Consider the following 20,918-nt stretch of genomic DNA (forward strand, 5'->3'; position numbering starts at 1 on the left):
TCACCGATCAGCCGCGCATCTGAATCGGCCTCCCTGCTCCAGCGACGACGCAGCCGCGCGATCCTCCGCACCGTGCGCGCCGATTTTATGACGGCGATCTCCGCATCCCGCGCGCGACGGAGCCTGAACCACTCCGTGCCGCGCTCCGCCCAATCCCGGCTCTTCCGGAGATGTCGATGTGCCTCAGCCTCGATCGCCTGGCAGTAGGGCATTCTCGAAGACGGCGGCCGAGCGCAACGTACTTCTACAGGCGTACCGCGACGCCCGCGACGACACCCTGCGTTACATTGAGGAAGAGATCGCGTTCACCACGTTGGGCAAGGGAGGGAAAGGCGGCTTCGAGCGCGCGCGGATGGCGTGGGTCACGATCGACCACTTCACGTCGCGGCCTAAGGTGACGGTGAAGCGCGTCGATCCGGAAACCGGCGCGATGGGGACCGAGCTTCACACCTTGAACCCACGCATGCCGGGCGACCCGCAGATTATTCCCACAACATCGTGCCGAACGTCGTCGTCACCGAATCCGGGCGTGTGGCGGCAATTCCGCATCGTCTCATGGCGGGGCGCGTCCACGAGTTCGGCGGGTTCTATCAAGCCCGGCTCGTCCGCCGCCTCCGGGACGCCGGCATCGCGGCGGAGCTTTGCCCAACGACGAAGATGGCCAAGCTACCCGGCATACCGGACGAGGTCTGCGAGGAGTTTTCGAAGCGTACGCGGGACGCTAACGAAGCCGCCCGGACCGCGGCGGCCGAGCGCGGTCTGGACTGGGACACGATGGACCCGGACGCGAACGTGAAATTCCTGAAGGCCGGTGCCAAGGCGAGCCGGAAGTACAAGACCGACGACCTCTCCAACTTCAAGGCATGTTTCGGCCAGGCCGCCGCGATCGGCTGGCAGCACAATAGCGTTGTCGCGCCGCCCCCGCCCCTGCCGGCGGACCGCCTCCGCGCCGCCTATGAGACCGCCCTCCCCTTGCTCGAGGAGGAATTCGACAAGGAGATCGTTGTCAGCCTGTCGTCTGTCCGGTTGCAGGTTGAGCGCGGGCTGATCGCGCATGGTGGAACCCGTACATCCTGCGCAAAGACATCCGGACTGAGGGGCTCTACCAGACCCGGCTCGGGATCGTCGTGCCGATGCAGGACGCCACCGGCGTGCTGCGGAACGTGCAGAGGATCTTCGCGGACGGGCGTAAAGGGTATCTGAAAGGGCCAGTGCATGGCCTCTGGAATATGCTCGGCGAGGTCCGGCCGGGGCAGCCTGTCGGGATCGGCGAAGGTCTCGCAACGTGCGCAACGGTGCGCGAGGCTACCAGCTGGCCAGTCGCGGTGACGTTCAGCGCGGAAGACCTGATGCCCGTCGCGCGCGCTGCGCCGCGCATATCCGACAAGCCCACTATGGATCATGGGGGACGATGACCGCTTCCTACCGCTGAGGTCCCCTCCCCTCAAGAACGTCGGCAGAGAGAAGGCGACCGAGGCAGCTGGATCAGTGTCCGTCGCGCGGGTGCTGTTTCCGACGTTTCCGGCGGGCGAGAATGGAACGGACTGGAACGACTTGGCGCGGCGGCACGGCGTGAAGGCGGTGACCCGGCATATCTTAGCCGGGATGCCCCCTGCCCTGCCAATAGAAAGGCCGGCTGGATCACTCCAACCGACCTGACGGCCCGCCTACGGGCGTAGCGGATGCACCCGGCGATCAACTTGGGCGGCCCTTCACACAAGGTGTCGGGACTTAGACCCTGATGCCGGAGCAGAGCAGGAGCGAGGGCGGGCCGGAGTCGATACCGGCTGGGTTCGTCGGCTGCTACCCGTTGGGGTCTCTGGTGCGCCAATCCGCTTTCGCGTCGTAGGTTATCCTACGCCCGACCCATGATCACCTTACTGCGTGTCCATCCACGCCGCCGTCCTCGTTGAGAACTGGACCACTCGCTTCCCATCCCGGCTTCACCCCGCCTGAGTGGCGAACCACATCGCGCCCGGATGTCACCGGCCATAGCCTTGTCCGTCCGCCCTCAGTGGTAGCGCCCCGGTCGCGAGTCCCTGAACCCGTCGGGAGAGGCGATACCAGTCAAAGCATTGTCTCAATATTACCGTCGGGACCAGCGGTCATAAGCATAACCGACTTATGATCCGTGTAGCTCTCCAGTCGTCAAAATACCAGAAACAGCCGAAATGGCGCAACCCAATAGTGATCTTGCTGACCACAGCCGTCCACGCAATGTTATGACGTTTCACAGTGTGAACTTAGGCTCGGGTTGAGGCCATTCCTTCATCCCGACCCCGCCGACTTGCCGCGGTTGGTTCTGGACCGGCGCGGATCGGTTCAGCTCTGATAGGAGCTTGTCCACGCCATCGCTGAGCGCCTTCATCCGGCGCACGTCCTCCGGCAGCATTGTGTGCATGGAGCGGATCGCGCCGTCGAGCAGTACGGTGAACACCGTGGCCTGGTCGCAGGTACCGATATGGTTCTGGGCAACCGTCAGGATGTCGGGCTTCGGTAAAGGACGGCGCGAATGCATCGAAAATATTGATCGGGTATTTGATTGCGTGTCAATTTCATTGATGCTCTACCGCATCATCTCCGACATCCATTCCGAGTTCTGGCCAGAGAGCCAAGATAAGGCGCGTCGTCTCGCCGACATCCGGCTGCCTCCCCTTTCCTCGTGACCGCGGAACGATCTTGCTGTTGGCTGGCGATACCGGCTCCCAACGCCGCCGGAACGTCTACCGCTGGGTGGTCGAGCGTTATGCGGAGCGGTTCGCGGCCGTCTACGACATCCCCGGCAATCATTACGCCTATGGCGACACGTCGTTGGACTTGGTCGAGGCCCCTGCCCTGCTCCCGAACTACCGGTTTGGGAAAACGCTGCAGGACGGCGAGTTAGCCGCGGCAACGCTCTGGGCGGATTTCCAGCGCGGCAACCCGGTGGTGGAGCAGGTATGTCGGGTTGGGATGAACGACCTTCGCCAGATCGATGGCATCACGGTCGAGAAGGTGAAGAAACGCCACCGCGAGCACCTTGCGTTCTTGAGGGGCGCGATCCAGCCCGGTGGAATCGTCATGACGCATTTCTCACCGTCCTGGCGCTCGATCGCGCCTGCCTACGTCACCAGCGAGGTCAACGGCGACTACGCGACGGACTTGGAAGACTTGATCCCGCGGAAGCGCCCTGCCCTATGGGTTCACGGACACATTCATTCGCGCAGCGATTATCGGATCGGCGAGACGAGGGTCGTCTGCAATCCAGCTGGATACGAAGGCCGGGATCACCAGCCGGATTTGGTCATCCAGCTTTGACGGTGATTGCGTCGCCACTCCCACGGCGGAATGGCTTGCGGGTCGGCCCATAGCCACCTGCCCTGCCGTCGGGCGGCGGCCTCTAAGCCGGGCATCGCTGGATCTCGATCGTACCGGGCATAGTCCCAAGCTGCAACCGCCGCGACCATCGCCTCGCTGGTGTCCAAGCCGCCGACCCCAATGAGGCCGACCAGACGATCATAGCTGCGGCCGAGCGGCTCGACGTCGGACGGCTTCCCACACACCATCGAGCACATGACGTCTCGCGCCTGGGTGCCAAAGGGCTGATAGATTTCCGGAGCGTCGATCTCAGCAACACGGATACGCTGGCCATCGCTTAGCATTACAGTTGCATTTTTAGCGAGGTTCTGACTCTCTGCGGCACCATGATTCGCGCATCATGGACCTCGGGGGCCTCGATTGAGGCGACGCTGGAGCTCTGGGCCTCTTCGCTGCGGGAGGTGAAGGAACGCATGCGTCCGCTGTTTTCTCAGGAGAGGGTGGCGGCCTCGGCGGGAGCATTCCTCGACGGACTGCTCGGCGCGGAGCGGCGCAAGACCGGTTGGATGCGGGCGGAAGCTGCGGGCGATCCTGGGCCCTGGCGTCAGCAGGCCGTGCTCGGTCGCGGACGTTGGGACGCCGACGCCCTGCGCGACGTCGTGCGGGACTATGCCCTGGAGACCCTGGCCGACCCGGACGCGGTTCTGGTTCTCGACGAGACCGGCTTTCTCAAGCAGGGTAAAGCCTCATGCGGGGTGCATCGCCAGTACACCGGCTCGGCCGGCAAGATCACGAACTGTCAGATCGGCGTGTTCGCGGCTTACGCCTCACGGCACGGTCATGCGTTCATCGATCGGGCCTTGTACATGCCCAAGACCTGGACCTCGGATCCAGCCCGATTGGCGGCCGCCCATGTACCGGAGAGGACGAACTTTTCGACCAAGCCGGGATTGGCTCTGGCGATGATCGAGCGGGCGATGGCCGCCGACGTGCCGTTCTCCTGGGTCGCGGCCGACACCGTCTATGGGGTCGGCGACATCGAGATGGCTCTACGCCGCGCAGGCAAGGGCTACGTGCTCGGGGTCAAGTCCGACCACCTGTTCAATTCCTGGGTCGGCAAGCCGCCGGTGGCCGGTACCGCCGAGGCCATCGCGAACGGCCTCGCTCCGACGGCCTGGACGCGCCTGTCGGCTGGCGAGGGCACGAAGGGCGCGCGGCTGTACGACTGGGCCTACTGCGAGTTGGCCGACCTCGACGGTGCCGACTACGATCAGGCCGGCCTGTGGACGCGCGGCCTGCTGATCCGCCGTAGCCTGACTGATGGCGAGCGGGCGTACTTCACGACCTGGTGCTCGGCTGGCACGCCGGTCGCGACCCTGGCAGCAGTCGAGGGCCAGCGTTGGGCGATCGAGGACGCGTTCGAGACGGCCAAGACCGAACTCGGGCTCGCTCACAATGAGACCCGCTCCTGGCACGGCTGGCACCGGCACGTCAGCTTGGTGATGATGGCCTTCGCCCTGCTGGCGGTGATCCGCCATCACGCCAACGCGCTGCCCCCAAAAAGACGGGAGCGACCGAGACCGCCCATGCGCTGATCCGCTGGTCCGTCCAGGAGATCCGCCGCATCGTGATGCGGCTGGCGCAGCGGCGCATCCAGCCCGCTCACGTCATCGCATGGTCGCTCTGGCGACGGGCGCATCAGGCGGCCGCCCGAAACGCTCATCTCAAACGCCGTGCGTCAGCCGACAGGGGACGTCGACGGCGTGAGCCCAACGCGACAAACAGCAGGCGAAAGCACTCTAAAACGCAACTGTAATGCTAGGATGCAAGTGTCGCCGTGATGGCAACGCAGGACGAACGCCGGGAACGCGGCGGCCGGAACCCCCGTCGTGAGGAACGCCAGCGGTCCCCCTCATGTCAGTTCGAGCCTGACTTTGCGGCCAACGGCGGCGGCGGCGCGGCGAAGCGTGCCAAGCTCGACGGCGTCGTCGGTTGGGTCCAGCAGCTTTTGGACCTGTTCCGCCGTTGTGCCCATGCGGGCCGCCATCTCGTCCGGTCCGAGGTGTTCGCTCGCCATGATCTGGGCAAGCTGGAACGCCAGCACGCGCTTCGGAGCGATCTCGACCATTTCTTCACGGATGCCCTGCTCGACGAGGAAGTCGTCGAAGCTAGAGCCGATGTGGGGATTTGGTTCGGCGCTCATGGCCACGTCCTTCATTCGTTTCCAGGCGAGGTCGAGGTCCGCCTTCGGCGTCGTCTGAGTCTTTTTGATCATACCATGGAGCAGGACCATCCTGCTCCCAGACACGCAGAAGAACACCCGGCTGATCCGGTTGCCGGGCAGGTCGGAGCGGATCTCGAAGAGACCCCTCCCATCGCCTTGCAGGTCGGCATCCCTGTCGGCCAGCCGAACTCCGCAGTCGCGATGTCGTAGCCAATGATTCGCTGGTCGGCGCCGCTCATTTCGAGCAGCCAGTCCCGGACCGGCTCGGCCCCGGACGCCGCCCTGTAGAACACCTCTGATATGCGCTTCTGATCCATCGGCCGCCAATGTACCGCAGCGGCTGGACCGGCCCTACGGATTTCGGCGCAACGAAGTTGCGTTTATGGATGGCGGGACCGAGTTCGCCGCGGCGAACTTTTTGGGTCCGGGGCCGGGCGGGCGCCTCTAACTCGTGCGTAGGCGAAAAGTTCGCCGCGGCGAACGCCTAAATTCCTAGGCCATCTTCTGCCCGCTTGCGGCCTAGCCCTTGCCAGCCACCCGAGAATCGCTTCTATAGGGTGAGAAGCGCAAATCACCCGATTCTGCGCCGAAAACCGAGGCTGGCAGTGGCGGGCGATACGGCGAAAAAGAGCGATTCTCCGCCGGAGCTGAAGGCGCTCGTTCAGCAGCACGGAGCTGAACTGTCGGCGCAGCTGCTCGCCCATCACCGTAACACCTTCCCACCAGAAGCTGAAAAAACCATTCGCCCGTTCAGCCCGGCGGAAACGGCGAAGCTGCTCGGCATCCACGAATCGTATCTCCGGCAAGTCGCGACCGACGCGCAGGCCGCGACTATCAAGAACGGCCGCCGGACCTATTCCGTCCAGGACATCGCGGACCTCCGCCGCACGCTCGACCACGGACCGCGTAGCGCCCGTCGCTACCTGCCGCACCGCTCCGAGAAGGAGCACATGCAGGTCATCACGGTCATGAACTTCAAGGGCGGGTCGGGGAAGACGACGACCTCCGCCCATCTTGCCCAGTACCTTGCCCTGCACGGTTATCGCGTCCTTGCCATCGACCTCGATCCGCAGGCCAGCCTGTCAGCTCTGTTCGGCCATCAGCCGGAAACGCATGTCGGACCGGATGAAACGCTCTACGGGTCAATCCGTTACGAGGATCCGAAGCCGATCGCGGAGATCGTGCGGGGGACGTACATCCCCGACCTTCACCTGATCCCCGGCAATTTGGAGCTGATGGAGTTCGAGCATGACACGCCGCGCGCGCTCCAGAACCGGCAGGCGGGCGACACTCTCTTCTTCGCGCGCATCGGTCAGGCCCTTGGCCAGGTCGAGAATATGTACGACGTCGTCGTCATCGATTGCCCGCCGCAGCTCGGCTACCTGACCCTGTCGGCGCTGACGGCCGCGACGGCGGTCCTGATTACCGTGCATCCGCAGATGCTCGACGTCATGTCGATGTCCCAGTTTCTCCAGATGACGGGCGACCTTCTCGACGAGGTCTCCCGCCACGGCGCGTCCACCAACTACGACTGGATGCGCTACCTCGTGACCCGGTTCGAGCCCGGCGACGGCCCGCAGAACCAGATGGTCGCCTTCCTGCGGTCGATCTTCGGTGAGCATGTCCTGATTCACCCGATGCTGAAGAGCACCGCGATCTCGGACGCCGGGCTGACAAACCAAACCATCTTCGAGGTCGAGCGCGGGCAGTTCACCCGGTCGACCTACGACCGCGCCTTGGAGTCGGTGAACAACGTGAACGCTGAAATCGAAACTCAGATCAGAAAGGCATGGGGGAGAGCGGTTTGAGCAGGAAGGCACTCTTCACCACGATACCTCCCGCGCAGCCCGCGGCTCCCGCGCAGCCGCCGAGCCGCACCCGCCCGTTGATGGGTGCGCCCGGCTTGATCCCGGACGCGAAGCCGGTCGGGGCCGTCGGAAAGTCGCTCAACGAGATGTCCGACCGGGCCAAGCGCGCCGAGGAGATCGAGCGCAAGCTGACGCAAGGGCAAGTCATCGTCGACCTCGACGCCGACCTCATCGACCCGTCCTTCGTATCGGACCGCATGGCCATTGCGCCCGAGGCGCTGCAAAGCCTGCGCGAGAAGATCGAAGCCAACGGCCAGCTCAATCCCATCCTGGTCCGGCCGCACCCCGAGACGCCGGGCCGGTACCAGGTCGCGTTCGGCCATCGCCGTCTGCGCGCGGTGAAGGAGATCGGCCGCCCGGTCCGCGCCGTCGTCCGCGAGATGACGGACGAGGAGCTGGTCATCGCGCAGGGACAGGAGAACCACGAGCGCGAAGACCTTTCCTACATCGAGAAGTGCGTGTTCGCGGCCCGTCTCGAGCAGCGCGGGTTCACGCGGGCGACGATCATATCCGCCCTGTCGCTCCATAAGAGCGACCTCTCAACCATGCTTTCCGTCGCCAAGATCCCGGACGGGATCATCGAGGCGATAGGCCCGGCGCCCGGCACAGGCCGGCGCGGGTGGATCGAATTGGCCGGTCTCGTCGACGACCACACCGTCGCGATCAACCGAGCCATCCAGAATGCCGACTTCGTCAACATGGACAGTGACAGCCGCTTCAAGGCCGTCCTGACCGCGACCAAGGCCGCGCCCGACAAGGCGAGCACCGAGGTCTGGATGTCGAAGGGCAAACCGCTCGCCAAGGTCACCCTTGGCGGGAACAAGGTCGCGCTGTCGATCGACCGGAAGAAGTCGCCTGAGTTCGCGGACTTCGTCCTGACCCGGCTGCGCGATCTCTACCAGGAATTCGAGGCCACCCGGTCTTGATCGCCACTACCCCTTAACGCGGAGCAACCGGCAAAAGAAAAAGGCCCCCAGAACGTCACCGTCCCGGAAGCCCTTCTCTGTCTTTGGCGAGCTGAGAAATCGCACTTCCGCACATCGCTGTCAACGCTCGGACGCCGTTTTGGTGAGCGGATTTCCTTTGCCCTGACGAAGGCAGGGAAGATGGATCACATAACGACGCCCTTCGGGCGGCGAACGCTGTCGCTTGGCATGGTGGCAACGCAGATCGGCGCGCGAGCGACCGAGGGCAAGGTCGCGCATAAATGGAAGACCTTCCGCGCGATCGCGGAGGCCAAGGAGGCGCTTGGCGTCTCGGACCGGTCGCTGGTGGTGCTGAATGCGCTGCTGACGTGCCTGCCGGAGACGGCCATGACGGCGCGCGAGCTTGTCGTCTTCCCGTCGAACCGAGCCCTTGCGCTGCGCGCCCACGGCATGGCGGAGACAACCCTGCGCCGCCATCTCGGCGCGCTGGTGCAGGCCGGGCTGATCGTCCGGCGGGATAGCCCGAACGGCAAGCGGTACGCGCTGAGGGGAGGGGAGGGAGTCGAGGAGGCCTACGGCTTTGATCTCTCACCGGTGCTGGCGCGTGCCGAAGAGTTTGAGCGGCTGGCGGCCGAGGCAGCAGCGGAACGGCGGGCATCCACGCTCGCCCGGGGCCGAGTAACGATATACCGTCGCGATATCGCCAAGATGATTGAGGCCGGGTCAGCGGCTGGCGCCGACTGGCGGTCGTACCGGGAGGCGTTCGCCGCGCTATGCTACCGCCTGCCAAGGAGGGTCACGTCGACGAGCGTCGCCCCGCTGCTGGCAGATCTCCACAGCCTCGCGGGTGAGCTGAGGAAAGCACTGGAAGGATTGCTCGAAACACAAATTCTGGACGGCAATGACAGCCAATCCGGCGCGCATTTCGAGAGTTCAAATCCAGATACCATTATTGATCCTGAACCATCCTTCGAGCAGGAGGGACCGGGCAAGGTAGTGCGCGACCTGCCACTGGCGCTGGTGCGGCAGGCTTGTCCCGACATCGTCATGTACGATCGCGGCGGCGTCGTGACCTGGCGCGAGCTGATCTCGACCGCCGGGCTGGTCCGGGGGATGCTCGGGGTCAGCGCGTCGGCGTGGGAGGACGCCAAGGACGCCATGGGGCCGGAGAACGCGGCGGCCGTCGTCGCCGGAATATTGCAACGGGCCGAGGCAATCAAAAGCCCCGGCGGCTACCTGCGCGGCCTGACGGAGAAGAGCAGAGCAGGGCAGTTCTCGCCCTGGCCGATGATGCTCGCGCTGCTCCGTCAGGCGTCGCCGATCTCAAAATCGCGATGCGGCACATGATCGTCCGGCTCGAGGGTGATCTGACCGGAACCGGCGGTCGAGCTCCGCCTGGGCAAAATACGCCGACGCCTTTCTCAGGATCTCGTTGGCTTGCCGGAGTTCGCGCACCTCCCGCTCCAGGGCCTTGATCCGCTCGCGCTCGTCCGTGGTCGGCCCGGCCCGACCGCCTTTGTCGCGCTCGGCCTGTCGGACCCAGTTGCGCAGCGTCTCGCCCGAGAAACCGATCTTGGCCGCGATCGAGCGGATCGCGCCGTACTGTGAGTCGTGCTCATCCTGGTGTTCCAGCACCATCCGCACCGCACGCTCGCGGACCTCAGGGGAAAACGCTGGGGTTCGCTTCGTCATGGCTCCATCCTCGCAAGAGTTGGGGCCTCCGGGAAACTCGGCGCGGTTCAAGGAGCTTTATCGCGGGCGGTCGCGCGCCTGTCCGCACGGCGCTATTCATGGGCGCCCTCGTGGCCAGCCGTCACAACGCCGCGCTGAAAACCTTCCGTGACCGGCTCATCGCGGCCGGCAAGCCCAAGCTCGTTTCTCTGATTGCCACTGCTCGGAAGCTGATCACCATCCTCAACGCCATCCTAAGGGACGGAACGCCATGGCAAACCGCTTGACCGGCAAGACAGTCGCTCACTCGGCTCGGTCCAAAAGACCGGTCAGGTCAACGGCTTCGGCTCGATGTCGATAAGCATCTTTGGGAAACGCTCAATTCTCGAAATATGGCTGGCAATGAGTCTCAGGATGGGCGCCACCATCAGAATTAAAACCAGATAGTCCTGAGAATCTTGAGCCGAGCTTCCAAGGAAGCCAGTGCAAGACCGGCCTGCCTCTTTCGTAATCGGAGCGATCGCCAAAAGCATTCCCTCTGAAAATAGTGCTGGAGGCTTGTCCCGACATCAGGATGTTTGCTCGCAGCGACATTGGGAGTTGGCGTGAGTTTCTGACAGTCACGGCACTCGGGAGCGGATCGCTCGGCATCTCATCAAGTGCTTGGGAGGCAGCGATCGATGCCATGGGTGAGCAAGAAGCTTCGGTGGTGATCGCCGCGATTCTCCAGCGCGGATCGATGATCAACTCGGCCTGCGGCTATCTGCGAAACCTGACCGGTAAAGCGAAGGGCGGCAAGTTTTCAGCCTGGCCCATGGTGATGGCACTGTGGCGTGTCAGCCAGGGTCTCGCGAAGCGAGAATGACGAACGTCTGTCGGCCGAGCGAGCTCGCGGGTCTATTCTCCTAGCATTCGACCCATTTTATCCGCGCCTCGCTCAGGATCAGACGGTAACAAAATCCCGATTAGACGATTGTCGATTCGCGATTGGACGGTATGCTGGTGAGACAGCTCACACCTCGGCAGGTTCGATGTTTCCCCGTTACGCCGAAGGCGCAATCCGCGAGGCCTTGGCCGACACTCGAGTGGTGGCGATCAGTGGACCACGTCAGGCCGGCAAGACCACCCTGGCGCGCAAGATCGCTGGGCGAGAACGGACATTCCTCACCCTCGACGATGCTGCGGTGCTGGCATCCGCCCGCCGAGATCCGAATGGACTCGTGCGGAGTCTCGACACGGCGGTCATCGACGAGATCCAGCGCGCGCCCGAGCTGCTCCTCGCCATCAAGCTGTCGGTCGATGAAGATCCCCGTCCCGGACGCTTCCTCATCACGGGTTCGGCCGACCTCCAGGCGATCCCGCGCACGCAGGACTCGCTGGCCGGACGCATCGAGGTGGTGCCGCTCCTTCCCCTGGCACAGGCGGAAATCCGCGGACGATTGCACCCGCCCCGCTTCATCGATGCGGTCTTCGGCGGAGACGTCTTTCATCCTCTCGACGCCGAGAGCTTCGATCGAAACGGCGCCGATGATGCAGTCGCAGCGGTTCTCGCCGGCGGCTATCCCGACGCCGTCGCGCGCCGCAGCGAGCGCCGAAGGGCGGATTGGTATCGCGCCTACGTTTCCGCGATCCTGACGCGCGATCTCACCGATCTCGCCGCGCTCGACAAGATCAACCGTGTACCGAACCTCGTCGAGGTGTTGGCCCATCATGCTGGGGACCTCGTGAACTGGGCGAGTCTGGGCGGAAAGCTCGCCCTCGATGCCGCGACCGTGCAGCGCTACGTCACGTTGCTCGAACACCTGTTTCTTGTGCGCCGTGTGCGCGCCTACAGCGGCAACGACCTCAAGCGCGTGGTCTCGACACCGAAGCTGCACTTCCTGGATTCGGGCCTGCTCGCCGGGCTTCTTGGCCTCGAGGCCGGTCGGTTGCGTGTCGATCGGCAGCCGCTCGGACCCGTGCTCGAGGCTTTCGTCTTCGGGGAGCTGACGAAGCTCTCCAGCTGGAGCGAGGTGCGGCCCGCGATCTACCACTACCGCGACAAGGATCAGGTGGAGGTCGACTTCGTGCTGGAGGATGCGCGGAGAGGCGTCGTCGGAATCGAGGTCAAGGCGACCGCCACCGTTTGGGACAGCGACTTCAGGGGCCTGCGCCGGCTGCAGGCCCATCTGGGAGACCGCTTTCGGCGTGGCGTCGTCCTCTACGACGGCGGCCGGCTTCTACCGTTCGGCGATCGAATGGTGGCAGCGCCCCTTTCAGCACTGTGGCGGTGAGCGAGGCTGCAAGAAGTCGTGGGAGCGCGTCCGTCTGGCCTTCGGCCAGGCGGTCAGGCTCTACTCGGGGCCTGCGCCCCTCCCCGAACCGCGTCGCGTTTCGGCCGCTCACGCGGTTACGATCCTTCGCGCGGGAGCCACATCCTGAACCGGGGGGTCTGCTCAGTCCGCCCAGGATACCGGCCCGGATCGATCCGCCTCAAGGACGAGCGGTTCCCCCAAAATGCTCGCGCATTTCGGCTCCCCCAACTCGCCGGCTCCGCCGGTCGCTGCCGCGCTCCTTGACCCGGCCCGACACGACCCCGTGCGCGCTCTCGTCTTCACATGACGAGAGGAACACGAGATGTCGCACGTCGACCACATCGCGGAACTGCGCGCCGAACTCGCCCACTGCCTGCTGACCAAGCGCGAGCGCGCCCAACTCGAAGCGGAGTTGAGGAAGGCTCTGGCGGCTCGGGCTTCGAGCGACGGGCGGATCCCGACACCATCCATGCCACGCACAGAGCTCGACGGCGCCGCACGCTTTTGAGCGTCGATACAGGGGGCGGTGCGTCCGCCTCCTGGCCTCCTGCGTGATCGGCCCGATACGTGTGCCGTGTGCGGGCCACGCCTGAGCACGTTCCGACCGGCCGGTCCGTGCTTGCCCGGACAAACACCTGCGATTTTTACCAGCCTGTCTCGCGTGCGCAGCCGCCGATAGATTCGCTTCGAGCCGCCGACGATCGTGAGCCTAGCGATGGTTGACCACAGGAACGACGACGCAAGCCGGACCGTGCCATGAAAGTGCTTGTCGTCAACAACCAGAAGGGCGGGGTCGGCAAAAGCACGATCGCCGTTCACCTCGCCTGGTATTTCGCAGAGCTCGGCCAGCGGGTGCTGTTCGTGGACCTCGACCCCCAGCGCAACGGCACCTCGACCCTCGATGCCCATGCCGGAGCGCTGCCGGCCTCCGCACTGTTCCTCGACACGGTGCAGATCGAGCCACTCTCGGAACCGAGCATTCGCGTCCTCCCAGCCGACCCAAAACTTCAAGGCATCAACGATGTCGAGGCCAAGGTCATCAACCGGTACAAGGCGAATCTGATCGCGGCCGCCGGCGGCTTCGACGTGGCGGTGATCGATACCCCGCCAACCTTCAGCGTGCGCAACCTCGCGGCGCTCATCGGCGCCCACTACGTCCTCGCTCCGATCGACCTCGACGAATACGCGATCGATGGCATCGAAGCGCTCCTCAAGAACGTCACCGGCGTAAGACAGCGCTTCAATCCCGAACTCATCTTCCTCGGATTGATGCCGAACCGACTGCAGGCGACCTCGCCGCGCCAGCGCGCGAATCTCGAAACGCTCGTGCGCAACGTCGGCCCCCGCTACCTGTTCGACGGCGTCATCCCGCAACGCTCGGCCTTCGGCGAAGCCCTGTCCGAGAAGAAGCCGGTCTGGGCCCTGACCAAGACCTCGGCACGGGAAGCCGGCCGCGAGATCCGGGCGGTGTTCGCGAAGGTGGCGGCCCGGATGGAGATCACGGCATGAGTTACGCCCGGAAGGTCGAGGGCCTGTCGAACCTGTTCGAGGGCCTCGACGACGTCACGGGTGCCGTCTCCGCGACCGGTGCACCCCTCGAGATCGCGCTCGACGCCATCGAGGAAGACCCCAACCAACCCCGCACCCGCTTCTCGGAACTCGAACTCACCGAACTCGCGGCCTCGATCGTCGAGCGCGGCGTCCGACAGGCCATCACCGTCACGCCGAGAGGGGAGGGGGGTCGTCACCGCATCCTGTATGGTGCCCGCCGGTTCCGGGCCGCGCAGCGCGCGGGTCTCTCGACGATTCCGGCCGTCATTCGAAGATCGTCGCCCGACGACGCCTACGATCAGATGATCGAGAACATCCAGCGTGACGATCTGACCTCGGCGGAGATCGCGGCGTTCGTGTCGCGCCGTATCGCGCTCGGCGAGAAGCAGGTCGAGATCGGGCGTCGCCTGGGCAAGGATCGCGCCTTCGTCGCCATGCATGCAGCCGTGGCTCACATGCCGGACGCACTACGGAACATGCTCGAGACCTCGCCCATCCGCGGCGTGTACGAGCTCTATCAATGTTGGCGCAGCCATCCCGAGCCGGTCCTCGCCTTCTGTCGATCACGGGACCGGTTCACACGCGCCGAGGCGAACGCCTTCGTCGAGAGCCTGAAAGATCCCTCAGGGGTTGATCCGGTGAGCGCTGCATCATCGGACGCTGCGCGACCGTGTCCTACGCCGATGGACCTTCGCGCCGAGCATCCCCCGGCGCATCCTCGTGCAGCCGGCGCGAAACCTGGTCTCGATCGCTCTGGCGATCTTGCATCGATCCCGAAGGCACCCGGTGCGGGAGCCACAGTCCTCGTCCGCGTTGGCCAGCGGGAGGGACGGCTCCTGCTCGACCGTCAGGCCGACCTGGGTGCCGACCATGCCCGTGTCCACTATGACGATGGAGCGATTGCGGAGGTTGCCGTGAGCGACCTTCGCCTCGTGGCGGTGCGCGATCGGCGGTCCTCGTGAGCCGCTTCCTGCATGTTTGCCCGGGCAACACCGCTCCTCTGTCTGGAGCCTGCTCCCTAGCCGCATCCGCCTTCCCATCCAGGATCCGAGCCGCTTTTCCACCCTCAGGGCGGAGCGGAACGCGGAGCAGCCGGAGGCCGAACGCGCTTCCCCATAGCGCCGTAGAGAGGCCGGAGGCTGTGCGTAAAGCGGCTTCCGTTCGCGGAGCCTGCGGAGCGATGGGGCTCGTCCCGAACCGTGTCCGTATCGGAGACCCGCATTCTCGACATCGCCGTCAGCTTCATCGGACCTGCAGCGCGCTCACCTCGATGGAAGGAGTTATGAGGGGTGTGCAAGGTCTAGTGCAGGATAGGCTTGCCGCCAGCATCGTATTACGGGGGTGTTCGACCATCGAGGCCCCATGGCGACGCTGACCTTCCGGGTGCCGGACGAGGTCGCCACGCGCTTCGCGGCCCACGCTAAACGTGAGGGCGGGAGGTCGGTCGTTCTCCGGCGGCTGGTGGACGAGGCCGTCGGTGCGCGACAAGCAGCAGAAGTTGATGGTGCCCCTTCGGCGCTGCCGTCGGTCACGGCAGCACTGACACCGTCGACCAAGGTAACGTTGCGTTTGCGCGCGGAGGAGGTTGGCCGCATCATCGCGCTCGCCGAGGCGCGGGGGATGAGCCGTACCCAGTGGATCACCTCCTTGGTACGGGCTCGGCTCGGCGTGGAGCACCCGCAGACCGGAGACGAGCGTGTCGTCTTGCGCGGGATCGCCCGCGAGCTCAACCGCATCGGCGGCAACGTCAATCAGATCGCCCGCGCGGCGAACACTGATGCTCGATCGAACCGGCCCGTCTCGGTCGATGTTCGTCTGCTGGCGGAGATGAGTGCGGCGGTAGACGACCTCGCGAACGCGCTCCGCCAAGCGCTGGGGCGTAGCGCCGGCTATTGGGATACCGAAGCGTGAACGGAGGAAAGTCGGGCGACCTGCCGCCGATCACCTATGTCTGGCAGACGCCGATCCGTCGTCCCAAGCGGCAACCCTGGGACATGCCGGACCCCGCCGGCGGGAAGGCGGTCACCCCCGCGATGCGAGGCCGTCTCGAGCGGATCGTCGCGCGCGTGCCCGAGGTTATGGTCAAGATCACCGGACGCACAAAGGGTATCGCGCACCTTTGTTCGCATCTGGCCTACATCACGCGCAACGGCGATCTGGCAGCCGAGACGGAGACCGGTGTCGTCATGGAGGGGCGTGAGGGGTTGCGCGATCTCCAGGAAAGATGGTCCGAGGATGTTGCCCTCGACACGCGTCGGGCAAACCGGACGCTGTCGGTCAACATGATCTTGTCGATGCCGCCGGGAACCGATGGAACGAAGGTGCGCGACTCGGTCCGGGCTTTCGCAATCGACACCTTCGAGGGCCGGCACGATTACGCCTTCGTGCTTCATCAGGACGACGTGCATCCGCATGTCCACCTGACCGTGCGCGCGGCCGGCTATGACGGTCGCCGGCTCAATCCGCGCAAAGCCGACCTGCACCAATGGCGCGAGCAGTTTGCGCAAGAGCTCCGGTCGCGCGGGGTCGCAGCGGAGGCCACCCCACGGCGCACGCGCGGCCAGGTGCGCAAGGCCGATCGGGGAAATGTCCGGGCGATCAAGGAACGCGGCGAGCAGCCCCGGGTGGAGCGCCAAGCCCGCGAGGAGGTGGCGCGGGTGCAGTCCCGGGATATAGCCGAGCGTCCCTGGGAGACGCGGATCCGGGAGCGGCAGGCCGACATCCGGACCCGCTATCTCGCTTTCGCCGAAGAGATCGGCCGCTCAGACGACCCGGCCGACAGGGCCTTGAGCGTGCGTATTCGTGGCTTCGTGGAGGAGATGCCGCCGTTGGAAACGCGCCGGCATGCCCTGCGTGGGGAACTCGCGCGGATGAGCGCGCTGCGAAGGTCGCAGCGTGAGCCGCTCCTGCGGGATGAAGGCCGTGGAGACCGTGGATCACGAGAGGATCGGTCGCGCTGAGGGACGGCAGTGCTGAGAGATGTGGCCTCGAGATGTGGCCTCGGGAGCGTGCCTGTGTGGGGTCTGTGGGCGGCGGCCGAGGCCGCAGCACCTGGACTAGTGTCCTGTCTCTGAAGTGTCTATGCACGATAGATGCGATGTGATTCCCTCCAGCCGTTGTGCGGACGGAGGCTGCGATGGCGTGGGGAAAAGCGGTCCGGATCGACCTGACGGACGCTGAGCGTCACGAGCTTGAGACGCGCTCGCGCCGCCGGAAGATCGGTCGGGCCGATGCGATGCGGGCGCAGATCGTCCTGGGCACCGCCGACGGGTTGAGCAACATCGCCATCGCCGAGCGCGTCGGGGTCACCCGACTGACGGTGGCGCTGTGGCGGCGGCGCTTCGCCGAGGCGCGCTTGGAAGGCTTGTCGGACGAGCCGCGCTCGGGAGCACCCCGCCAGATCGATGACGACCGGATCGCGGAGATCGTGACGACGACGTTGGAGAGCCTGCCGCAGGATGCGACGCACTGGAGCACGCGCTCGATGGCACGGGCCACGGGCGTCTCGACCTCGACCGTGCATCGGATCTGGCGCGCCTTCTCCCTGCAGCCACACAGGAGCGAGACCTTCAAGCTCTCGAGCGACCCGCTCTTCGTCGAGAAGGTGCGGGATATCGTCGGCCTCTACCTCGACCCACCCGACAGGGCCCTGGTGTTGTGCGTCGATGAGAAAACCCAGATCCAGGCGCTGGACCGGACGCAGCCCGTGCTGCCGATGCGCCCGGGCCAGGCCGAGCGACACACCCACGACTACGAGCGCCACGGCACCACGAGCCTGTTTGCCGCCCTCGACGTGAAGGCTGGCACCCTCATCGGGCGCTGCATGCCACGGCACCGGGCCGGTGAGTTCCGCAAGTTCCTCGACGCGGTCGAGGCTGCAGTCCCTGTCGACCTCGACATTCACGTGGTTCTGGACAACGCCTCGAGCCACAAGACGAAGCTCATCAAGGACTGGTTCGCCAAGAGACCGCGCTGGCATCGGCACTTTACCCCGACCTCGGCCTCCTGGATCAATCAGGTCGAGCGCTTCTTCGCCCTACTGATGCAACAGCAGATCCGTCGCGGTGTCCATCTGTCCACCGATGATCTGGAAGCGGCCATCACCGCCTACATCAAATCCCGCAACGCTGATCCCAAACCCTTCCGCTGGACCAAGTCCGCCGACGACATCCTCAAAGCCGTCGAGCGGTTCTGCCGTCGCACCCTCGACACGCATGCTCACACAAGCATAGACACTTCAGAGACAGGACACTAGGTGTTTGATCTCGCGGTGTGGTGGTACGGTTGACCACCATGCTGCGAGAGATGCGCTATGGGCCAGGTTCTCCATGGAAGCGCCACCACGACGGAGGCAGTCCGTCGCGCGATCCAGTTACGTGAAGAGAGCGTAAGGTCGCTGGCCAAGCGCTACGGCGTCAGTCCGACGACGGTGCAGAAGTGGCGCAAACGGACGAGCACAGCGGATGCCCGGATGGGCCCCAAGGAACCGCGCTCCACCGTGCTCACCGTTGAGGAGGAAGCGATCGTTGTCGCCTTCCGCCGGCATACCCTGCTGCCGCTAGACGACTGCCTCTACGGCTTGCAGCCGACGATCCCGCATCTAACGCGATCCTCGCTGCATCGCTGCCTGGAACGGCATGGCATCAGCCGACTACCCGAGATCGACGGCGACAAACCCAAGAAGCAGCGCTTTGCGACCTACGCTATCGGCTACGTGCACGTCGACATCGCCGAGGTGAGTACGGCAGAAGGCAAGCTCAGGCTGTTCGTGGCCATTGATCGAACCAGTAAGTTTGCCTTCGTTCGGCTCGTGGAGAGCGCTGGCAAGATGGAAGCTGCCCAGTTTTTGCGCGACTTCATCGAGGCGGTGCCTTACCGCATCCACACCGTACTCACAGACAACGGCGTTCAGTTCACATCACGCCGGCAGGACATCTACGATAGCCAGCACATCTTCGACCGCGTCTGCAACGAGCACGGCATCGAGCATCGGCTGACCAAGGTGAACCATCCTTGGACCAACGGACAGGTCGAGCGAATGAACCGCACGATCAAGGATGCGACGGTCAAGCGCTACCACTACGACAGCCACGACCAGCTTCGAACGCATCTGCACCTGTTCGTCGATGCCTACAATCACGCTCGTAGGCTCAAGACCCTGCGGGGCCTGACACCCATCGAGTTCATCCTGAACGCCTGGACGAAAGAGCCTAATCGCTTCAGGATCGACCCGTCACACCTCATCCCGGGACCATACACCTAGTTGTAGCTGGTCACGAGGATCGAGTCGGGCGTTGTCCGAAAAATGCAGCTCTCTTCGGACAGCCTTCCTGATGTCCGAATCATGTGACATCGTTCGGACATGACCGTCGCAGTCCTGACCACCGCCCCCGAACTGCGAACCCGCTTGCTCGACCGCATCGCCAGCGATCCCGAATCGGTCTGGACGCCCGGCGACTTCGCCGATCTCGGTAACCGCGCTGCAGTCGACAAGACGCTCCAGCGGCTCGAGGCCGCCGGCGAAGTTCGGCGGATCGACCGAGGCCTCTATGACCGACCAACGATCAACAGCTTGACCAAGCGGCCCGTCGTTCCCGATTACCGCGCCGTCATCCGCGCCGTGGCGCGGCGGGACAACGCTCGATTCGTGATCGACGGTATGACCGCCGCCAATGACCTCGGTCTGACCACGGCGGTTCCAGCCCGTATCGAGGTGCTCGTCGACGCCCGGCTGAAGCCGATCAAGCTTGGCAATCAAGTCGTCCACTTCAAGACGGCGGCGCCGAGCCGCCTGTTCTGGGCGGGCCGTCCAGCCATGCGCGTCGTCCAGGCGCTCCACTGGCTTCAGGACATGTTGACCGCCCCCGAGGATCGGGGGCGGGTGGCGGACACGCTACGCCGCCTGTTTGCCGACCCGGAGCACGGCATCGCCATCCGGGACGATCTCCGAGCCGGTCTCTCCGCGCTGCCGATCTGGATGCAAGAGTTCCTGCGTCCCCTCCTGATCGACGAGAGCGAGGCGACACGGTGAGCCACACCGCTTACGCTCAGGTGATCCGTGCGCCGTCCCGCGAGCGCCTCAACCTGTTCCTCGCCACCGCGAACCGGCTCGGAGCCCCGGTGGGCAATATCGAGAAGGATTTCTGGGTCTGCTGGACTCTGGATGCTCTCTATCACAGGCTTCCACCAGGCGGGCCGCGCCTCCTGTTCAAGGGCGGCACGTCGCTGTCCAAAGCCTACGGTCTGATTCAGCGCTTCTCCGAAGATATCGACGTGACGGTCTTTCGCGACGATCTCGATGAGGCAGCTTCGGTCGAGGAACTCGAAGCGCTCTCAAACAAAAAGCGCAGGGCCAAGCTCGACGCGATCCGAGATGCATGCCGGGCCTATATCGTCGGTCCCTTGCGGGAGGCGCTCAGCATGCTGGTTGCCGAGGCGACGGATGGGGCCGGACGGGTCGAGGTGGACGCGGCCGACCCCGACGGCCAGACCTTGCTGTTGTGGTACCCGGAAGCGGAGCCGCGGGACGACACCTACGTCCGTCCGGTCGTTCGCATCGAGTCGGGTGCCAAATCCGCGCTCGATCCTAACAGGCTCGCGACCATACGACCCTACGTCGCCGACGACGTCGCTGGCCTCGAACTCTCCGTTCCCGATGTCGTCACGATCGAGCCCGGCCGAACCTTCTGGGACAAGGTCGTCATCGCCCACGGTCTGCGGCGCTGGCACGAACGACGGGGCATCCTGCGGCAGGAGGGCCAGCGCGTATCCCGTCACTACTACGACCTGCATTGTTTAGGCTGCTCGGAGATGGGGCGTGCCGCCATGGCGGATCAGTCACTCGGTCTCGACTGCGTCCGGCACGCGCGCATGTTCTTCGATCGTCCGGACTACGATCTCGCCTCTGCCCGACAAGGTTCGTTCGCGCTCGTCCCATCGGCCGGAATGATCGACCTGTTGCGGCGAGACTACGACAACACGGTTGCCATGATCTTCGGGACCCCGCCGACATTCGACGCCATTCACGACTCGCTTCTTGCGATCGAGGCGGTAATCAATCAACGGCCAACGGTGTAATCTCTCGGCG

General features: G+C 64.8%; 20 protein-coding genes and 4 pseudogenes. 20 read left to right on the forward strand and 4 right to left on the reverse strand.

All coding sequences use genetic code 11. The features are described from left to right. Positions 1-178: 178 nt before the first annotated feature. The 3 genes and pseudogenes from PQI07_RS38045 to PQI07_RS38050 form a co-directional block, all read left to right on the forward strand. Positions 179-400, forward strand: a pseudogene (locus PQI07_RS38045) (relaxase domain-containing protein); the annotation flags it as partial. Between the two features lie 83 nt (positions 401-483). Then, positions 484-1,203: pseudogene (locus PQI07_RS35635) on the forward strand (relaxase domain-containing protein); the annotation flags it as partial. Continuing rightward, complete coding sequence (locus PQI07_RS38050) at positions 1,134-1,415, forward strand: hypothetical protein (RefSeq protein ID WP_446721015.1); 282 nt, start codon at positions 1,134-1,136, stop codon at positions 1,413-1,415. The pseudogene PQI07_RS35635 and the gene PQI07_RS38050, both read left to right, overlap by 70 nt. An 815-nt stretch (positions 1,416-2,230) precedes the next feature. On the opposite strand, the gene PQI07_RS35640 is transcribed toward PQI07_RS38050, so the two are convergent. Then, positions 2,231-2,518 carry a hypothetical protein gene (locus PQI07_RS35640; RefSeq protein ID WP_274929174.1) on the reverse strand — a complete coding sequence of 96 codons (288 nt, stop codon included), beginning with the start codon at positions 2,516-2,518 and terminating at the stop codon, positions 2,231-2,233. A gap of 158 nt (positions 2,519-2,676) precedes the next feature. Between PQI07_RS35640 and PQI07_RS35645 the strand changes: the two genes are divergently transcribed. Further along, on the forward strand, positions 2,677-3,297 hold the full coding sequence (locus PQI07_RS35645) for a metallophosphoesterase (protein WP_342462689.1): 621 nt from the start codon (positions 2,677-2,679) through the stop codon (positions 3,295-3,297). Here the strand turns inward: PQI07_RS35645 and PQI07_RS35650 are convergent. After that, positions 3,267-3,641, reverse strand: a complete 375-nt coding sequence (locus PQI07_RS35650; RefSeq protein ID WP_274929176.1) for a thermonuclease family protein — start codon at positions 3,639-3,641, stop codon at positions 3,267-3,269. The two genes, PQI07_RS35645 and PQI07_RS35650, sit on opposite strands and share 31 nt — an antisense overlap. Before the next feature lie 42 nt (positions 3,642-3,683). Here PQI07_RS35650 and PQI07_RS35655 point away from each other — a divergent pair, with 42 nt between their 5' ends. After that, positions 3,684-4,892 carry an IS701 family transposase gene (locus PQI07_RS35655; RefSeq protein WP_274929177.1) on the forward strand — a complete coding sequence of 403 codons (1,209 nt, stop codon included), beginning with the start codon at positions 3,684-3,686 and terminating at the stop codon, positions 4,890-4,892. Positions 4,893-5,209: 317 nt separating this feature from the next. Here PQI07_RS35655 and PQI07_RS37815 read toward each other — a convergent pair whose 3' ends face one another. Next, complete coding sequence (locus tag PQI07_RS37815) at positions 5,210-5,617, reverse strand: type II toxin-antitoxin system RelE/ParE family toxin (RefSeq protein WP_342462684.1); 408 nt, start codon at positions 5,615-5,617, stop codon at positions 5,210-5,212. A gap of 509 nt (positions 5,618-6,126) precedes the next feature. Here PQI07_RS37815 and repA point away from each other — a divergent pair. From repA to repC (PQI07_RS35675), 3 genes are all read left to right on the forward strand, one after another. Then, positions 6,127-7,329: a plasmid partitioning protein RepA gene (gene repA / locus PQI07_RS35665; RefSeq protein WP_274929178.1), complete on the forward strand. Its 1,203-nt coding sequence runs from the start codon at positions 6,127-6,129 to the stop codon at positions 7,327-7,329. Next, on the forward strand, positions 7,326-8,315 hold the full coding sequence (gene repB / locus PQI07_RS35670; RefSeq protein WP_274929179.1) for a plasmid partitioning protein RepB: 990 nt from the start codon (positions 7,326-7,328) through the stop codon (positions 8,313-8,315). The genes repA and repB overlap by 4 nt, the downstream gene beginning before the upstream one ends. Before the next feature lie 180 nt (positions 8,316-8,495). After that, positions 8,496-9,662, forward strand: a complete 1,167-nt coding sequence (repC, locus tag PQI07_RS35675; RefSeq protein ID WP_274929180.1) for a plasmid replication protein RepC — start codon at positions 8,496-8,498, stop codon at positions 9,660-9,662. A 28-nt stretch (positions 9,663-9,690) separates the two neighbouring features. Here repC (PQI07_RS35675) and PQI07_RS35680 read toward each other — a convergent pair. After that, positions 9,691-10,007, reverse strand: a pseudogene (locus PQI07_RS35680) (transposase); the annotation flags it as partial. A 47-nt stretch (positions 10,008-10,054) separates the two neighbouring features. Here PQI07_RS35680 and PQI07_RS35685 point away from each other — a divergent pair. The 12 genes and pseudogenes from PQI07_RS35685 to PQI07_RS35740 form a co-directional block, all read left to right on the forward strand. Next, positions 10,055-10,273: pseudogene (locus tag PQI07_RS35685) on the forward strand (IS110-like element ISMex17 family transposase); the annotation flags it as partial. Between the two features lie 260 nt (positions 10,274-10,533). Further along, a complete protein-coding gene (repC, locus tag PQI07_RS35690) occupies positions 10,534-10,851 on the forward strand; it encodes a replication initiation protein RepC (RefSeq protein WP_342462685.1) in 318 nt (105 codons plus the stop codon). Positions 10,852-11,017: 166 nt separating this feature from the next. Then, the gene (locus PQI07_RS35695) at positions 11,018-12,259 is read left to right on the forward strand and encodes an ATP-binding protein (protein WP_274929267.1); all 1,242 of its coding nucleotides are present in this window, start codon (positions 11,018-11,020) and stop codon (positions 12,257-12,259) included. 343 nt (positions 12,260-12,602) lie between these two features. After that, positions 12,603-12,788, forward strand: coding sequence for a hypothetical protein (locus PQI07_RS35700; protein WP_053611042.1), 186 nt, complete (start codon positions 12,603-12,605; stop codon positions 12,786-12,788). Between the two features lie 248 nt (positions 12,789-13,036). After that, positions 13,037-13,789, forward strand: coding sequence for a ParA family protein (locus PQI07_RS35705; protein WP_274929182.1), 753 nt, complete (start codon positions 13,037-13,039; stop codon positions 13,787-13,789). Further along, positions 13,786-14,793, forward strand: a complete 1,008-nt coding sequence (locus tag PQI07_RS35710) for a ParB/RepB/Spo0J family partition protein (RefSeq protein ID WP_274929183.1) — start codon at positions 13,786-13,788, stop codon at positions 14,791-14,793. The genes PQI07_RS35705 and PQI07_RS35710 overlap by 4 nt, the downstream gene beginning before the upstream one ends. A gap of 400 nt (positions 14,794-15,193) precedes the next feature. Continuing rightward, positions 15,194-15,742: a plasmid mobilization protein gene (locus tag PQI07_RS35715; RefSeq protein WP_274929184.1), complete on the forward strand. Its 549-nt coding sequence runs from the start codon at positions 15,194-15,196 to the stop codon at positions 15,740-15,742. 83 nt (positions 15,743-15,825) lie between these two features. Continuing rightward, positions 15,826-16,791, forward strand: a complete 966-nt coding sequence (locus PQI07_RS35720) for a relaxase/mobilization nuclease domain-containing protein (protein ID WP_274929185.1) — start codon at positions 15,826-15,828, stop codon at positions 16,789-16,791. Between the two features lie 176 nt (positions 16,792-16,967). After that, positions 16,968-18,086, forward strand: coding sequence for an IS630 family transposase (locus PQI07_RS35725; RefSeq protein ID WP_274929186.1), 1,119 nt, complete (start codon positions 16,968-16,970; stop codon positions 18,084-18,086). A 57-nt stretch (positions 18,087-18,143) separates the two neighbouring features. Further along, a complete protein-coding gene (locus PQI07_RS35730; protein WP_274929187.1) occupies positions 18,144-19,094 on the forward strand; it encodes an IS481-like element ISMdi8 family transposase in 951 nt (316 codons plus the stop codon). A 99-nt stretch (positions 19,095-19,193) separates the two neighbouring features. After that, a complete protein-coding gene (locus tag PQI07_RS35735) occupies positions 19,194-19,862 on the forward strand; it encodes a DUF6088 family protein (protein ID WP_274929188.1) in 669 nt (222 codons plus the stop codon). Continuing rightward, entirely contained in the window at positions 19,859-20,908 is a 1,050-nt protein-coding gene (locus PQI07_RS35740; RefSeq protein WP_274929189.1) for a nucleotidyl transferase AbiEii/AbiGii toxin family protein, read from the forward strand. Before PQI07_RS35735 ends, PQI07_RS35740 begins: the two co-directional genes overlap by 4 nt. Positions 20,909-20,918 lie beyond the last annotated feature (10 nt).

It is taken from the genome of Methylobacterium sp. 092160098-2 (genome assembly GCF_028920805.1).
Lineage (GTDB): Bacteria > Pseudomonadota > Alphaproteobacteria > Rhizobiales > Beijerinckiaceae > Methylobacterium > Methylobacterium fujisawaense.

What these genes read in the sequence shown, in the direction of transcription:
- PQI07_RS38050 (WP_446721015.1), top strand. Translation starts at nt 1,134, where the DNA reads ATGCAGGACGCCACCGGCGTGCTGCGGAACGTGCAGAGGATCTTCGCG.
- PQI07_RS35640 (WP_274929174.1), bottom strand. Translation starts at nt 2,518, where the DNA reads ATGCATTCGCGCCGTCCTTTACCGAAGCCCGACATCCTGACGGTTGCC.
- PQI07_RS35650 (WP_274929176.1), bottom strand. Translation starts at nt 3,641, where the DNA reads ATGCTAAGCGATGGCCAGCGTATCCGTGTTGCTGAGATCGACGCTCCG.
- PQI07_RS35655 (WP_274929177.1), top strand. Translation starts at nt 3,684, where the DNA reads ATGATTCGCGCATCATGGACCTCGGGGGCCTCGATTGAGGCGACGCTG.
- repC (WP_274929180.1), top strand. Translation starts at nt 8,496, where the DNA reads ATGGATCACATAACGACGCCCTTCGGGCGGCGAACGCTGTCGCTTGGC.
- PQI07_RS35695 (WP_274929267.1), top strand. Translation starts at nt 11,018, where the DNA reads ATGTTTCCCCGTTACGCCGAAGGCGCAATCCGCGAGGCCTTGGCCGAC.
- PQI07_RS35700 (WP_053611042.1), top strand. Translation starts at nt 12,603, where the DNA reads ATGTCGCACGTCGACCACATCGCGGAACTGCGCGCCGAACTCGCCCAC.
- PQI07_RS35705 (WP_274929182.1), top strand. Translation starts at nt 13,037, where the DNA reads ATGAAAGTGCTTGTCGTCAACAACCAGAAGGGCGGGGTCGGCAAAAGC.
- PQI07_RS35710 (WP_274929183.1), top strand. Translation starts at nt 13,786, where the DNA reads ATGAGTTACGCCCGGAAGGTCGAGGGCCTGTCGAACCTGTTCGAGGGC.
- PQI07_RS35715 (WP_274929184.1), top strand. Translation starts at nt 15,194, where the DNA reads ATGGCGACGCTGACCTTCCGGGTGCCGGACGAGGTCGCCACGCGCTTC.
- PQI07_RS35720 (WP_274929185.1), top strand. Translation starts at nt 15,826, where the DNA reads ATGCCGGACCCCGCCGGCGGGAAGGCGGTCACCCCCGCGATGCGAGGC.
- PQI07_RS35725 (WP_274929186.1), top strand. Translation starts at nt 16,968, where the DNA reads ATGGCGTGGGGAAAAGCGGTCCGGATCGACCTGACGGACGCTGAGCGT.
- PQI07_RS35730 (WP_274929187.1), top strand. Translation starts at nt 18,144, where the DNA reads ATGGGCCAGGTTCTCCATGGAAGCGCCACCACGACGGAGGCAGTCCGT.
- PQI07_RS35735 (WP_274929188.1), top strand. Translation starts at nt 19,194, where the DNA reads ATGACCGTCGCAGTCCTGACCACCGCCCCCGAACTGCGAACCCGCTTG.